We start from the raw sequence: 13,155 nt of genomic DNA, 5'->3' as shown, positions 1-13,155 counted from the left end.
GCGCCGACTAACTCACCTTGGTTGAAGGGGCGATAGCGGTTGCCAAGGTGACTCCTTCATTTCCAAACTGAGCAGGGGCTATCAGCTCCCTCTCCCTGTGGGAGAGGGTCGGGGTGAGGGGCCTATTCGGTTCCCAGTATCAAATCCACCGCCTTCTCGGCCAGCATAATGGTGGGGGCATTGGTGTTACCGCTGGTGACCTGCGGCATCACCGAACAGTCGACCACCCGAAGGCGTTCAAAGCCATGCACTCGTAGCTGCAAGTCGGTCACCGAGTCCTCCGTGTTTTGCCCCATACGGCAACTGCCCACCGGGTGATAGACCGTCTTGCAGAAGTTGCGCACAAACTCCTCCATCTGCGCCTCATCGTTTACCCACGCCGGTTGTGGCATCAGCAGATCTTTAATCAGCGGCTTGAGAGAGGCGGTCTCCAGGAAGCGCAGGCCAAATTTAACCGCGCGAATGCTGCCCGCCAGATCGTCTGGATGACCAAGATAGTTGGCCTGTAGCTTGACGGGATCGGCGGGGTTACGGCTGCGTAACTGCACCTGGCCACGCGCTTTGGGTTGCAGATAACCGACCTTGAGCGACATGCCGTGGATCGCCGGTAGCGGTTCGCCGGGCACGTCGTCCCAACTGTCGAGTATCGGCAGGAAATGTACCTGCACGTCTGGCCTGCCATTGCCTTGGGAATCGGCGAAGGCGGCCCCCTCCAGTACGTTAGAGGTCAAGACGCCGCTGCGAAAGGCTAGCCACTCGGCACCGTGACGCAGCGCCTGCAAGCCCCGATCGGCACCGAACAGGCTGACAGGTTCGCGGGTGCTGACGTTAATCGACATATGCAGGTGATCGTGGAAGTTTTTGCCCACCGGCAGATCGGCCAGTGGCGTAATGCCCAACTGCTCCAGATGTTCACGCGGGCCGATGCCGGACAGCATCAGGAGCTTCGGTGAGCCAACCGCCCCGGCGCTGAGGATCACTTCCTGGCTGGCGTGGGCGACGATCTCATTGCCACCGTTCAGGCTGTAGACTACTCCAGTTGCCACGTTGTTTTCGAAGGTGACGCGGTGTACCAGCGCGTTGAGTTTCACCACTAGCCGCGAGTTATCGCGTACGGCTTGCAGATAGGTGCGCGAGGTGCTGGCGCGTTCACCGTTGCGGGTGGTGGTCTGGTAGAATCCTACGCCGTGCTGGCTTTCACCGTTAAAGTCGTTGCGGTAGGGCAGATCCAACTCCTGGCCCGCGCGGATAAACGCCATGCTGAGCGGATGGCGGTAGCGGTTCTCGCTGACCGGCAGCAGCCCTTCGTTGCCGTGATACTCATCCGCCAGGCTTTCATTGGCTTCGGCGCGTTTGAAGTAGGGCAGCACGTCCTGATAGCCCCAGCCGGTACAGCCATACTGTTGCGCCCAGTCGTCGTAATCCTGCGGTTGGCCGCGCAGATAGATCATACCGTTTACCGAGCTACTGCCGCCCAGCACTTTGCCCTGGGCGATTTGCATGCGGCGGTTATTGGCGTGCGGCTCTGGTTCGGTTTCATACGGCCAGCTTTTCTTGGCGATGATCTTGGCAACCCCGGCGGGCATTTTGATAAACAGATTATTGTCGTCGCCGCCGGCTTCCAGCAGCAGGATGCGGGCCTGGGTACGGCGGATGAGCTGTGCCGCCAACACGCAACCCGCTGAGCCTGCGCCAACAATGATGTAATCGAAGTTATTTTCTGACATGACCGTTCCCTGTGCGTGATGGTTAGAGACTGTCATGGCAGAGTAACTCAGAGGAATAGTAGGTCAATTTGCGATCGTTAATTTATTAACGAATATCACAATAAATTTACATTACAGAATTCAGCATCATTTTAACTGGCTGAAATATAAAAATACCGTGCGTTTTTTTGAATAATGTTGATGTTAATGATTTTTTGAGGGTGATGTGTTCTTTCCCTCACCCCAACCCTCTCCCCAAGGAGAGGGAGCCAGTTCAGTGATGCGATTAGTCATCAGATTAAAATTATGGCTAGGGAGTTGTTGCGAAATTAAGGTCAGGCGTAGGAGATAATCTTTGGCACATTCTGTCCCCCAAGGAGAGGGAGCCAGTTCAGTGATGCGATTAGTCATCAGATTAAAATTATGGCTGGGGAGTTGTTGCGAAATTAAGGTCAGGCGTAGGAGCTAATCTATGGCACATTCGGTCCCCTCTCCCTGTGGGAGAGGGTTAGGGTGAGGGGGCATTGCGGCGGTTAAAGTGACTTCAGCATGGTGACTTCGCAGTCGCCGTGGCCGGTATTGCCCATGGCACAATCGATATGCTCAAAACCAAGATGCTCATACAGGCCAATCGCCTGCTGCAACGTGGCGGTCGTTTCCAGATAGCAGCGGTTGAACCCTTGCTGGCGTGCAAACTCCATCGCCTGTAGCGCCAGGCGTTTTGCCAAACCTTTGCCACGCAGCACCGGCAGGAAATACATTTTCTGTAATTCGCAGACGTCGATCTCACCGCCTTGCAGCGGCGCAACGCCACCCCCACCGGCAATCTGACCGTCTATCTCCACCACCCAGTAAGCACTGCGCGGTTGGCTATAGAGTTGGAACAAGGCGTCCAGATTGGGATCGGAAACGGTATAACCTTTATCCGCCGTCAGGCCATGTTCGGCGGAGACTTCGCGAATAACGTGAGCAATAGCGGCATTATCGTCGGCCGTGATTGGGCGTACCAGAAGACGCACTGGGGTGGCTGTTGTCATGTTTACACTCACCATCAAAGGGAACCTGAGGGGACCCGGAATTTCGTTGTTATTACGGAATGCACCGCATCAATAATACTTTGTAATAACACTTAAGCCTGGCTTTTGGCAATGCCGATAAAAAAACAGCGGGGAAAAATCACCCGCTGTTTTTGATCGGTAGTTTGCAGAATTACAGTGCAGCGATAGTCGCCTGCTGCTCCTGCAGCTTCAGCTTACCTTCTTTGCAGGCTGCCAGGCGTTCACGTTCTTTGGCCACCACTGCTTCCGGTGCACGAGCCACAAAGCCTTCGTTGGACAGCTTGCCTTCGATAGAAGCAATCTCACCATCCAGCTTGCCCATCTCTTTCGACAGGCGCGCGATTTCTGCGTCCTTGTCGATAAAGCCCGCCATCGGGATCAGCAGTTCGGCACCGTCCACCAGCTTGGTGACTGAAACCGGGCCTTTCTCGCCCGCAGGCAGCAGGGTGATGGAGCTCAGGCGCGCCAGGCGTTCGATAAAGCTCTGGTTTTCCTGCACACGACGTTGGGCATCACCATTGGCGTTACGCAGCAGCACTTCCAGCTGTTTGCTTGGCGCGATGTTCATCTCGGCGCGGATGTTACGCACCGCGATGATCGCCTGCTTGATCCACTCCAGATCGTTCAATGCCTGCTGGTCTTCCAGCGCGGCGTCAAAGGCTGGGAACGGCTGCAGCATGATGGTGTCTGCGGTTTCACCGGTCAGAGGCTTGACGCGCTGCCAGATGGTTTCGGTGATAAATGGAATGATTGGGTGCGCCAGGCGCAGCAATGCTTCCAGCACGGTGATCAGCGTATTGCGTGTGCCGCGCTGTTCGGCTTCGCTGCCGTTGAGCACGACCGGTTTGGTCAATTCCAGATACCAGTCGCAGAACTGGTTCCAGGTGAATTCGTACAGGATGCCCGCCGCGATATCGAAGCGATAGGTGTCCAGCGCCTCACGGTAGGCTTTCACCGTGCGGTTGAATTCGGCCAGGATCCAGCGGTCAGCCAGCGACAGCTGCATTTCGCCACCGTTGAAGCCGCAGTCGTGCGCTTCGGTGTTCATCAGCACAAAGCGGCTGGCGTTCCACAGCTTGTTACAGAAGTTGCGGTAGCCTTCCAGGCGCTTCATATCCCAGTTGATGTCACGGCCAGTAGAGGCCAGTGCGGCCAGGGTAAAGCGCAGGGCGTCGGTGCCGTGCGGTTCGATGCCGTTCGGGAACTGCTTCTCAGTGCGCTTGCGGATTTTCTCTGCCAGCTGCGGCTGCATCATGTTGCCGGTACGTTTCTCCAGCAGATCTTCCAGCGAGATACCGTCGACCATATCCAGCGGATCGATGACGTTACCCTTCGATTTGGACATCTTCTGCCCTTCGTCGTCGCGGATCAGGCCGGTCATGTACACGGTCTTGAACGGAACCTGTGGCTTGCCGTTTTCATCTTTAACGAAGTGCATGGTCAGCATGATCATGCGGGCAATCCAGAAGAAGATGATGTCGAAGCCGCTGACCAGCACGCTGGTCGGGTGGAAGGTCTTCAGATCCGGGGTCTGCTCTGGCCAACCCAGGGTCGAGAAGGTCCACAGGCCGGAGGAGAACCAGGTATCCAGCACGTCTTCGTCCTGGTTCAGCGCCACGTCGGCACCCAGGTTGTTTTCGCGACGTACTTCTTTTTCAGTGCGGCCAACGTACACTTTGCCTTCGGCGTCGTACCAGGCCGGGATGCGGTGGCCCCACCACAGCTGACGGGAGATACACCAGTCCTGGATATCGCGCATCCAGCTGAAGTACATGTTTTCGTACTGCTTAGGTACGAACTGGATCTCACCTTGCTCAACCGCTTCCACCGCGACTTTCGCCAGCGGTGCGGTACGCACGTACCATTGGTCGGTCAGCATTGGCTCGATAACTACGCCGCCACGGTCGCCGTAAGGCACGGTCAGATCGTGAGGTTTGATCTCTTCCAGCAGGCCGAGTTCGTCAAAGGCGGCAACCACGGCTTTACGCGCAGCAAAGCGCTCCAGGCCACGGAACTGCGCTGGCAGTTCGCCGCTGTAGGCGGTGCTGGCTTCGCCCAGGGTGTCGAACACCTCGGCTACTTCGAGGATGTCACCGTCGAAGCTCAGGATGTTGATCATCGGCAGGCCGTGACGCTTACCCACCTCATAGTCGTTGAAGTCGTGTGCCGGGGTGATTTTCACGCAGCCGGTGCCTTTCTCCATATCGGCGTGCTCGTCACCCACGATGCGGATGCGGCGGCCCACCAACGGCAGAATGATCTCTTTGCCAATCAGATCTTTGTAGCGTGGATCTTCCGGGTTTACCGCTACGCCGGTATCACCCAGCACGGTTTCCGGACGGGTGGTGGCAACCACCAGGTAGTCTTTGCCTTCCGCCGTTTTTGCCCCATCGGCCAGCGGATAGCGCAGGTGCCACATGGAACCTTTGGACTCGCGGTTTTCCACTTCCAGATCGGAGATGGCGGTGCGCAGTTTTGGATCCCAGTTCACCAGGCGTTTGCCACGGTAGATCAGATCTTCTTTGTACAGGCGGACAAACACTTCTTTCACCGCGTTGGACAGGCCTTCATCCATGGTGAAGCGCTCGCGCTCCCAATCCACGGAGTTGCCCAGACGGCGCATCTGGCGGGTGATGGTGCCGCCGGACTCGTCCTTCCACTGCCAGATTTTATCGATGAACGCATCGCGGCCATAATCATGGCGGGTTTTATTTTCTTCTGCGGCGATCTTGCGCTCAACCACCATCTGGGTCGCGATACCGGCATGGTCGGTACCGGCTTGCCACAGGGTATTTTTACCCTGCATGCGCTGGTAGCGGGTCATGGTGTCCATGATGGTCTGCTGGAACGCGTGGCCCATATGCAGGCTGCCGGTGACGTTCGGCGGCGGGATCATGATGCAGAAACTTTCCTGGCTGGTATCGCCATTCGGTTTGAAATAGCCCTGGCTTTCCCAGTGATCGTACAGCTTCTGTTCGATCTGGGTTGGGTCATAGGCGGTATCGAGATCGGTGTTGGTCTTTTCCATTTTTATTTCAAGGTTCAGTTAGTTGGCGGCGTGGCCGTGGTCAAATGGAAGCCGACGCTGCGATAGGCTTTGTAACGTTCGCGCGCCAACTGTTTCAAGGTGTCTTCGTAAGGGACGAAGTCTACCACTTCATGGAAAGCAGTAGCAAAATCTGCAAACTGCGGCAGCAGGGCGATCAGCAGATCGCGCGGGGCATTGCCGCGTTTGCCTGGCCAGCACAGTTCGACCGGGGCGCCAAAGTTTGGCCCTTCGCCTGCGAGATTGTGCGGCACAAATTGGTGTGGTTCACGTTGCCACAGGGCTTCATCCAGCCGCTGGGCCTGCTCCTGGCTTTCACAGGCGATCAGCACCCGCTTGCCAGCGCGCCATCTTTCGGCGGCAACGGCACAGGCCACAGCCTCGTGTGCACTGAGCGCACCAGCGGGTTCTGCGTGTTCAAGAAGGTAGAACGTTGCCTGTTTCATGATTCAATTCACCGTGGCCAAAAAATGTAAGGGCACAGCGTGCTGTGCCCTCGGTGATTATACCTGAATTACCGCGCGGATTTAATCGTCGCCGTTCAAGCCGGCACGATTGAGCAGGAACTGCGCCAGCAGGGCTACCGGGCGGCCAGTGGCCCCTTTGGCCTTGCCGGAGCGCCAGGCGGTACCGGCGATATCCAGGTGCGCCCAGCTGTACTTGCGGGTAAAGCGTGAAAGGAAGCACGCGGCGGTGATAGCACCACCAGGGCGGCCGCCAATGTTGGCCATATCCGCAAAGTTGGAATCCAGCTGCTCGTAATACTCATCGCTCATCGGCAAGCGCCACGCACGGTCACCCGATTGCTCGGAAGCGCCAATCAGCTCGTGAGCCAGCGGGTTGTGGTTCGACATCAGGCCAGTGATGTGGTGGCCTAATGCGATCACGCAGGCACCGGTCAGGGTAGCGATATCAATTACCAGCTCTGGCTCGAAACGTTCCACGTAGGTAAGGGTATCGCACAGTACCAGGCGGCCTTCGGCGTCGGTGTTCAGCACTTCTACCGTCTGGCCCGACATGGTGGTCAGCACGTCACCTGGGCGATAGGCACGTCCGCCCGGCATGTTTTCACAGCCAGCCAGCACGCCGATCACGTTCAGCGGCAGGTTCAGTTCTGCTACCACACGCATGACGCCGTACACGGTTGCCGCACCGCACATGTCGTATTTCATCTCGTCCATGCCATCGGCAGGTTTGATCGAGATGCCGCCGGAGTCGAAGGTCAGCCCTTTGCCTACCAGCACGATCGGCTTAGCGTCCGGGTTAGGATTTCCCTTATATTCCATCACCGACATCAGCGATTCATTTTGCGAACCGGCACCGACCGCCAGATAGGCGTTCATCCCCAGCTCTTTCATCTGTTGTTCACCGATGACGCGGGTGGTGATGTGGGTGCTGAAGGCGTCGGCCAACTGACGAGCCTGTGAGGCCAGATAACCGGCGTTACAGATGTTTGGTGGCATATTGCCGAGATCTTTGGCGGCCTTGATGCCGGAAGCCACGGCCAGGCCGTGTTGGATGGCGCGTTCACCGCTGGTCAGTTCACGGCGGGTTGGCACGTTGAACACCATTTTACGCAGCGGGCGACGTGGCTCTACCTTGTTGCTCTTCAACTGATCGAAGGTGTAGAGCGTTTCTTTGGCCGTTTCTACCGCCTGGCGCACCTTCCAGTAAGTATTGCGGCCTTTTACGTGCAGCTCGGTCAGGAAGCAGACGGCCTCCATGGAACCGGTGTCGTTAAGGGTATTGATGGTTTTCTGGATCACCTGCTTGTACTGGCGTTCATCGAGCTCGCGCTCTTTGCCACAGCCAATCAGCAAGATGCGTTCGGAGAGAATGTTCGGCACATGGTGCAGCAGTAATGTCTGCCCGACTTTGCCTTCCAGTTCGCCCCGGCGCAGTAGTGCGCTGATATAACCATCACTGATTTTGTCGAGTTGTTCTGCGATAGGTGACAGGCGGCGTGGTTCGAAAACACCTACTACAATACAGGCGCTGCGCTGTTTTTCCGGGCTACCGCTTTTTACACTGAACTCCATGCACTCTCCTGAATCTTAAAGACAACGACGAAAGCTACGGCTAGAATGACCTGCTCCGCCAAGATCTTCCGTCATTGAGTTAACTAACTAGGTTAACCTGAACGGCGTAAACGTTCTGTTTTGGCTACTATAGGTCTGTTCCTATAGGATGGCCAAACAGCTTGATGTTCTAATACTATTTTAGCTGTGAAGGTTGCCACATGATGAGAAAAAATGGCGGATTAGCGATGAAACTATCGATTTTCCTGCAAAAAGACAAGTTTTCACAGGCGTAATAAGCGTGATCATCATTAGATATCTGGTACGGGAAACGCTGAAGAGCCAAATTGCCATCCTGTTTATCCTGCTTCTGATCTTCTTTTGTCAGAATCTGGTCAGGGTGTTAGGTGATGCGGTCGACGGCAATATCCCGACAAATTTAGTCTTATCCCTGCTTGCATTGGGTGTGCCGAAGATGGCGCAGCTAATCTTGCCCTTAAGCCTGTTTCTTGGCCTCTTGATGACGTTTGGACGGTTGTATACCGAAAGCGAAATCACCGTCATGCACGCCTGCGGTCTGGGGAAACGGACCCTGATCATTGCCGCTATGGTGTTGGCGATCTTTACTTCGGCGGTGGCTGCGGTAAACGTTTTCTGGGTCGGGCCATGGGCGGCCAGCCATCAGGACGAAGTGATTGCCGAAGCCAAAGCCAACCCCAGCATTGCCGGGCTGGCTGAAGGGCAGTTCCAGCCCTCACAGGATGGTAATGCCGTACTGTTTGTCGGCAGCGTAAAGGGCAACACCTTCAACGACGTGTTCCTGGCGCAGCTACGCCCGAGCGGCAACCAACGCCCTTCGGTGGTGGTGGCCGAGCATGGGGTGATCAACCAGGGCCGCGATGGATCGCAGGTCGTCACGCTGGACAAAGGCACCCGGTTTGAAGGCACCGCGCTGCTGCGTGATTTCCGCATTACCGACTTCAATGACTATAAAGCGGTTATCGGCCATCAGTCCGTCACTATCGATAATACCCAGTCTGAGCAGATGTCGATGCGCACGCTGTGGGAATCAAATGAACCGGATGCGCGCGCCGAATTCCACTGGCGTCTGACGCTGGTCGTTTCCGTGGTGCTGATGGCTCTGCTGGTGGTGCCGCTCAGCGTGGTCAACCCGCGCCAAGGCCGCGTGCTGAGCATGTTGCCAGCGATGCTGCTGTATCTGATCTTCTTCCTGCTGCAGACCTCGCTGCGTTCCAATGCCGGTAAGGACAAGCTGGATCCGCTGGTGTGGATGTGGCTGGTGAACCTGGCGTACTTCGCGATTGCTCTGGCACTTAACCTGTGGGATACCGTGCCGATGCGCAAACTGCGTGCACGCCTGAGAGGAGCGGCCTGATGTTTGGTGTACTGGACCGTTATATCGGTAAAACGATTTTCAACACCATCATGATGACGCTGTTCATGCTGGTTTCGCTTTCCGGCATCATCAAGTTTGTCGATCAGTTGCGTAAAGTCGGGCAGGGTGAATATTCGGCGCTGGGTGCGGGGGTGTATACCCTGCTCAGCGTACCAAAGGATATTGAGATCTTCTTCCCGATGGCGGCGCTGCTAGGGGCATTGCTCGGTTTGGGCACCCTGGCTACGCGTAGCGAACTGGTGGTGATGCAGGCTTCTGGCTTCACCCGGCTGCAGATTGCTGGGTCGGTGATGAAAACCGCCATTCCGCTGGTCTTGCTGACGATGGCAATCGGCGAATGGGTGGCACCGCAGGGCGAACAGATGGCGCGTAACTACCGTGCGCAGCAGATGTACGGTGGCTCGCTGCTCTCTACCAAGAGCGGCCTGTGGGCGAAGGACGGCAACGACTTTATCTACATCGAACGGGTGGCAGGTGAAAAAGAGTTGGCTGGCGTCAACATTTACCACTTCAACGATCAGCGCCGTTTAGAGACCGTCCGCTATGCCGGTACCGCAGATTTTGAAGACGGTGCGTGGCAGCTTTCACAGGTGGATACCTCCGATCTGACCAATCCAAAACAGGTGACCAGTACCCAGACGTTGACCGGGGTGTGGAAAACCAACCTGACGCCGGACAAGCTGGGCGTGGTGGCGTTGGATCCGGATTCGCTTTCCATCAGCGGTTTGCACAACTATGTGAAGTACCTCAAGCAGAGTGGCCAGGAGGCCAGCCGTTATCAGCTGAATATGTGGAGCAAGATCTTCTCGCCGCTGTCGGTGGCGGTGATGATGCTGATGGCGCTGTCGTTTATCTTTGGCCCGCTGCGTAGCGTGCCAATGGGTGTGCGAGTGGTGATCGGTATCAGCTTCGGCTTCCTGTTCTACGTGCTGGATCAAATTTTCGGCCCGCTGAGCATGGTGTACAGCATGCCGCCAATTCTGGGGGCCCTGTTGCCAAGCTTGCTGTTCCTGTTGATTAGCCTTGTTTTGCTGCTGAAGCGGAAATAGTCAGGCCCAATAGACTGGGCCTGTATGCAAATCAAAGCCGCGATGTGTTAAGTCACCGCAGCAGAGGAAAGACGGGTGGGAGAGATCCTACCCGTTTTTCGCTTAGAGTGCAGAGGCGCTAGAAGGGAACAGTGCAAAGGCTTCGCTGCAATCGTAAGGCTCCTCGGATCCATTACGGTTATCCAGCACTTCAAACTCTGCGGCACCGTTGTCCGCGGCTTCCAACAGCCGATCCGCCAAGGATACCGGGCCAGGTCCCATCAGGATCTGGGCATAAGAAGGCGCGGCAGGGATTGATGCCGAGGCTTTGCTAGCCAACTGTGGGGCGCTGTCAAACACGGTGTTATCGAGCACAATATTTCTTAATGGCAGATCCTGGCCATCAGAGCTGAAGCCCCGTAAGGTGACCCGAACGTTATCTCCGTTGTAAATGGAGTCTGGCGTATCCACATAGTGGTAATTCTTGATGGTGACATCTTGAATATCGGGGTAGGCCTGGCCGGTTTTTTTGCTGTAGTAGGTATCTATGGTCAGCGCTTCCTGAGCGCGGCGGATGCAAATGCCATCATAGTTGATGTTCCTCACTTCTCCTCCAACGCTCATGTCGGTTTTGATACGCACGCCGACGGCAAAGTCAGCATCATGGCCGTCAATGCTCATATCCCGAATTTCCACGTCTTTGACCGCGCAGTCGGTTTCACTGCCGATTGACATACCATGGGTGAAGTAGAGGCGGTTATGCAGAATTTTGACGTTGCTGACGGTGTAAATAGGCAACTGCCCGGCATACTTTTCGGCAATCGGTGGGACACAGGCATTGCTGCTGTGGGCTTTGATGGCGATACCGTCATCACCGGTACTGATGTGGTTATAGGCAATCAGGACATTCTGCGATTGGCCAGGATCGATCGCATCGGTGTTCTTGGTCGTATCCGGGGTAAAGCAGGTGCTTGCTCGGGTATAGTTAGGGGAACCCGATGTCGCAGGGGTTGTCCCTTTCGGGCAATCATAGCCTGGAACCGTATAGGCCAGTGAAGGCGTTAACACCTTCACGCCCCAGACGACCACTCCATTGACCCCACTGGGGACAAAGTGGAATTTGGGCGCATTCTGTAAGGTGATCTTATACAGCGTGAAGTTCTGGCTGGTCGGCTTGGCGGAATTCTTGTTGGTGACCTGAATTAGCCGCGGGTTGTTCTGATTGGCGCCGGAAACGGTTTTGGTTAATGCGCCCACATCCCACCAGGTAAGGATATCGGCATATTTTCCGCTGGTGAGCACTGCCCCTCCTCGCCCGTCGATAATACCTTCGCCAATCACGCCGCTGTTTATTGCATCGGTGGCGGTAATCAATGCGTTACAGCCATTATCGGCACTGGCGGTTTCGCCACAGTTATTCTTACCGGCAATCTGGTAATCCACCGGGCTACGTGAGGCAAACAGGGTGATCCCTTGATCTACCCAGAGCGTTACGCCGCTTTTTAGCGTAAGTGGACCGCTCAAGAACGCATTCTCTTCGTTGCTGCCTGCGACCAATTTAACGGCACCGGTGTTGCAGGCGTCGATCGCGGCTTGAATACGCTGGGTATCGGGTTGGGAATTATTCACGTCAGCATCAATGGCTTCATCCAGTAGCCCTTTGGCATTCTGGTTCAGTTCGGCTGAGAGTGTTTGGCAGACTTCAGGCATTACCGGTTCTTTCCCGGCTAATTCTGGATCGTTAATGGCTGAGGCTGGCCAGGCACCACTGCGGTCAGCGACAGGTTTCTCAGTTTCAGGGGGAACAACGGGTTTAACTGGCTCAACAGGAGAGGCGATATTACCATCCGAGTTATCACAACCCGTCAGGGCCAGCAGAAAAATCGCCATAGCTGATAATGACTTGAAATTTCTTTGCATGATTTATCCCTAATAATGAAACAGTGTTCCGAAATTAGATATTGTCTTGCAAAATACGTGACTGCAACTATTACATATCTGGATTATGCAGTGTCGAATCATTAGCCAGCATTACTTATTGATGGCGTCAATCAGCCCCTTACCGCGCTACCTTGCCGCTGCGCTGTAAGGGGCTGAGATCTTACATCTGCGAGAAGATGTTCATAATGACGCCACCACCGATGATCAGCGCCATGGCGAATATGGCTGGGAGATCCGGTTTCTGCTTGTAGAGCAGCATCGAAACGAAGGTCACCCCGACGATGCCAAAGCCGCACCACAGCGAGTAAGCGACGCCCACCGGGATAAAGCCCATCGCCTTGGTCAGGGCGAAATAGCACAGGCAGTAAGCGCTAATCACCAGCACCGAAGGCCCCAGCTTTTTAAAGTTGTTGGTTTTTTTGATCATCGAGGTCCCGGTGATTTCCGAACCAATCGACAGTGCCAGCCACAAGAAGCCAATGTTAAACATAGTTGATACCCTTATTCTTCGGAGGAGCCCATTTTGGAGAAGAGGTTCATGATCACGATGCCGCTGGCAATCACGATCATGCCGATAATGGCTGGCATATCAGGGTGTTGGCCGTAAAACACCATGCCCAGGCTTGAGACCAGTAAAATCCCGGTGCCTGACCAGGTGGCGTAAGCCAGGCCGACAGGGATGTATTTCACCGCGTTGGATAACGAGTAATAACAAACGCAATACAACACTACGATCAAGCCGAGTAATAACGTCTTGGTGGTACCTTCGCTGTTATCAAACATTTTTAAGGTAGAGGTGGCCGAGGTCTCGGAGAAGATGACCAATAACATCCATACCCATGCTTTTGCCTTGGTAGACATAGAGTTCGCTCCTGATAAGTAATGATTTATATAAATTTAAAATTTGAGACTTATATTAATTACCCTTCACCCCAACCCTC

The 13,155-nt window shown here is 55.2% G+C and carries 10 protein-coding genes; 2 read left to right on the top strand and 8 right to left on the bottom strand.

All coding sequences use genetic code 11. The features are described from left to right. Positions 1–122: 122 nt before the first annotated feature. The 5 genes from JHD74_RS09230 to pepA all read right to left on the bottom strand — a co-directional run bounded on the left by JHD74_RS09230 (position 123) and on the right by pepA (position 7,849). A complete protein-coding gene (locus JHD74_RS09230) occupies positions 123–1,727 on the bottom strand; it encodes a GMC family oxidoreductase (RefSeq protein WP_199062491.1) in 1,605 nt (534 codons plus the stop codon). Positions 1,728–2,239: 512 nt separating this feature from the next. Further along, the gene (locus JHD74_RS09225) at positions 2,240–2,743 is read right to left on the bottom strand and encodes a GNAT family N-acetyltransferase (RefSeq protein WP_024529414.1); all 504 of its coding nucleotides are present in this window, start codon (positions 2,741–2,743) and stop codon (positions 2,240–2,242) included. 172 nt (positions 2,744–2,915) lie between these two features. Beyond that, the gene (locus JHD74_RS09220; protein WP_199062489.1) at positions 2,916–5,792 is read right to left on the bottom strand and encodes a valine--tRNA ligase; all 2,877 of its coding nucleotides are present in this window, start codon (positions 5,790–5,792) and stop codon (positions 2,916–2,918) included. 14 nt (positions 5,793–5,806) lie between these two features. Next, on the bottom strand, positions 5,807–6,256 hold the full coding sequence (locus JHD74_RS09215; RefSeq protein WP_021179113.1) for a DNA polymerase III subunit chi: 450 nt from the start codon (positions 6,254–6,256) through the stop codon (positions 5,807–5,809). Positions 6,257–6,337: 81 nt separating this feature from the next. Further along, a complete protein-coding gene (gene pepA, locus JHD74_RS09210; protein ID WP_024486368.1) occupies positions 6,338–7,849 on the bottom strand; it encodes a leucyl aminopeptidase in 1,512 nt (503 codons plus the stop codon). 280 nt (positions 7,850–8,129) lie between these two features. On the opposite strand from pepA, the gene lptF reads away from it, so the two are divergent. Both lptF and lptG read left to right on the top strand, forming a co-directional pair. Continuing rightward, complete coding sequence (lptF, locus tag JHD74_RS09205; RefSeq protein ID WP_024529412.1) at positions 8,130–9,224, top strand: LPS export ABC transporter permease LptF; 1,095 nt, start codon at positions 8,130–8,132, stop codon at positions 9,222–9,224. After that, a complete protein-coding gene (lptG, locus tag JHD74_RS09200) occupies positions 9,224–10,294 on the top strand; it encodes an LPS export ABC transporter permease LptG (RefSeq protein ID WP_024529411.1) in 1,071 nt (356 codons plus the stop codon). The genes lptF and lptG overlap by 1 nt, the downstream gene beginning before the upstream one ends. A gap of 102 nt (positions 10,295–10,396) precedes the next feature. Here lptG and JHD74_RS09195 read toward each other — a convergent pair whose 3' ends face one another. From JHD74_RS09195 to JHD74_RS09185, 3 genes are all read right to left on the bottom strand, one after another. Further along, the gene (locus tag JHD74_RS09195) at positions 10,397–12,193 is read right to left on the bottom strand and encodes a glycoside hydrolase family 28 protein (RefSeq protein WP_199062482.1); all 1,797 of its coding nucleotides are present in this window, start codon (positions 12,191–12,193) and stop codon (positions 10,397–10,399) included. Positions 12,194–12,374: 181 nt separating this feature from the next. After that, a complete protein-coding gene (locus JHD74_RS09190) occupies positions 12,375–12,704 on the bottom strand; it encodes a multidrug efflux SMR transporter (protein WP_021179117.1) in 330 nt (109 codons plus the stop codon). Positions 12,705–12,715: 11 nt separating this feature from the next. Then, a complete protein-coding gene (locus tag JHD74_RS09185) occupies positions 12,716–13,075 on the bottom strand; it encodes a multidrug efflux SMR transporter (protein ID WP_024529409.1) in 360 nt (119 codons plus the stop codon). Positions 13,076–13,155: the final 80 nt, after the last annotated feature.

Origin of the sequence: Serratia sp. ASV30, from assembly GCF_016428815.1 — a bacterium.
Classification (GTDB): domain Bacteria; phylum Pseudomonadota; class Gammaproteobacteria; order Enterobacterales; family Enterobacteriaceae; genus Chania; species Chania fonticola_C.
This window is presented reverse-complemented; position numbering and strand designations above follow the sequence as displayed.

Coding starts and splice junctions, on each gene's coding strand:
- JHD74_RS09230 (WP_199062491.1), bottom strand. CDS start 1,727: ATGTCAGAAAATAACTTCGATTACATCATTGTTGGCGCAGGCTCAGCG.
- JHD74_RS09225 (WP_024529414.1), bottom strand. CDS start 2,743: ATGACAACAGCCACCCCAGTGCGTCTTCTGGTACGCCCAATCACGGCC.
- JHD74_RS09220 (WP_199062489.1), bottom strand. CDS start 5,792: ATGGAAAAGACCAACACCGATCTCGATACCGCCTATGACCCAACCCAG.
- JHD74_RS09215 (WP_021179113.1), bottom strand. CDS start 6,256: ATGAAACAGGCAACGTTCTACCTTCTTGAACACGCAGAACCCGCTGGT.
- pepA (WP_024486368.1), bottom strand. CDS start 7,849: ATGGAGTTCAGTGTAAAAAGCGGTAGCCCGGAAAAACAGCGCAGCGCC.
- lptG (WP_024529411.1), top strand. CDS start 9,224: ATGTTTGGTGTACTGGACCGTTATATCGGTAAAACGATTTTCAACACC.
- JHD74_RS09195 (WP_199062482.1), bottom strand. CDS start 12,193: ATGCAAAGAAATTTCAAGTCATTATCAGCTATGGCGATTTTTCTGCTG.
- JHD74_RS09190 (WP_021179117.1), bottom strand. CDS start 12,704: ATGTTTAACATTGGCTTCTTGTGGCTGGCACTGTCGATTGGTTCGGAA.
- JHD74_RS09185 (WP_024529409.1), bottom strand. CDS start 13,075: ATGTCTACCAAGGCAAAAGCATGGGTATGGATGTTATTGGTCATCTTC.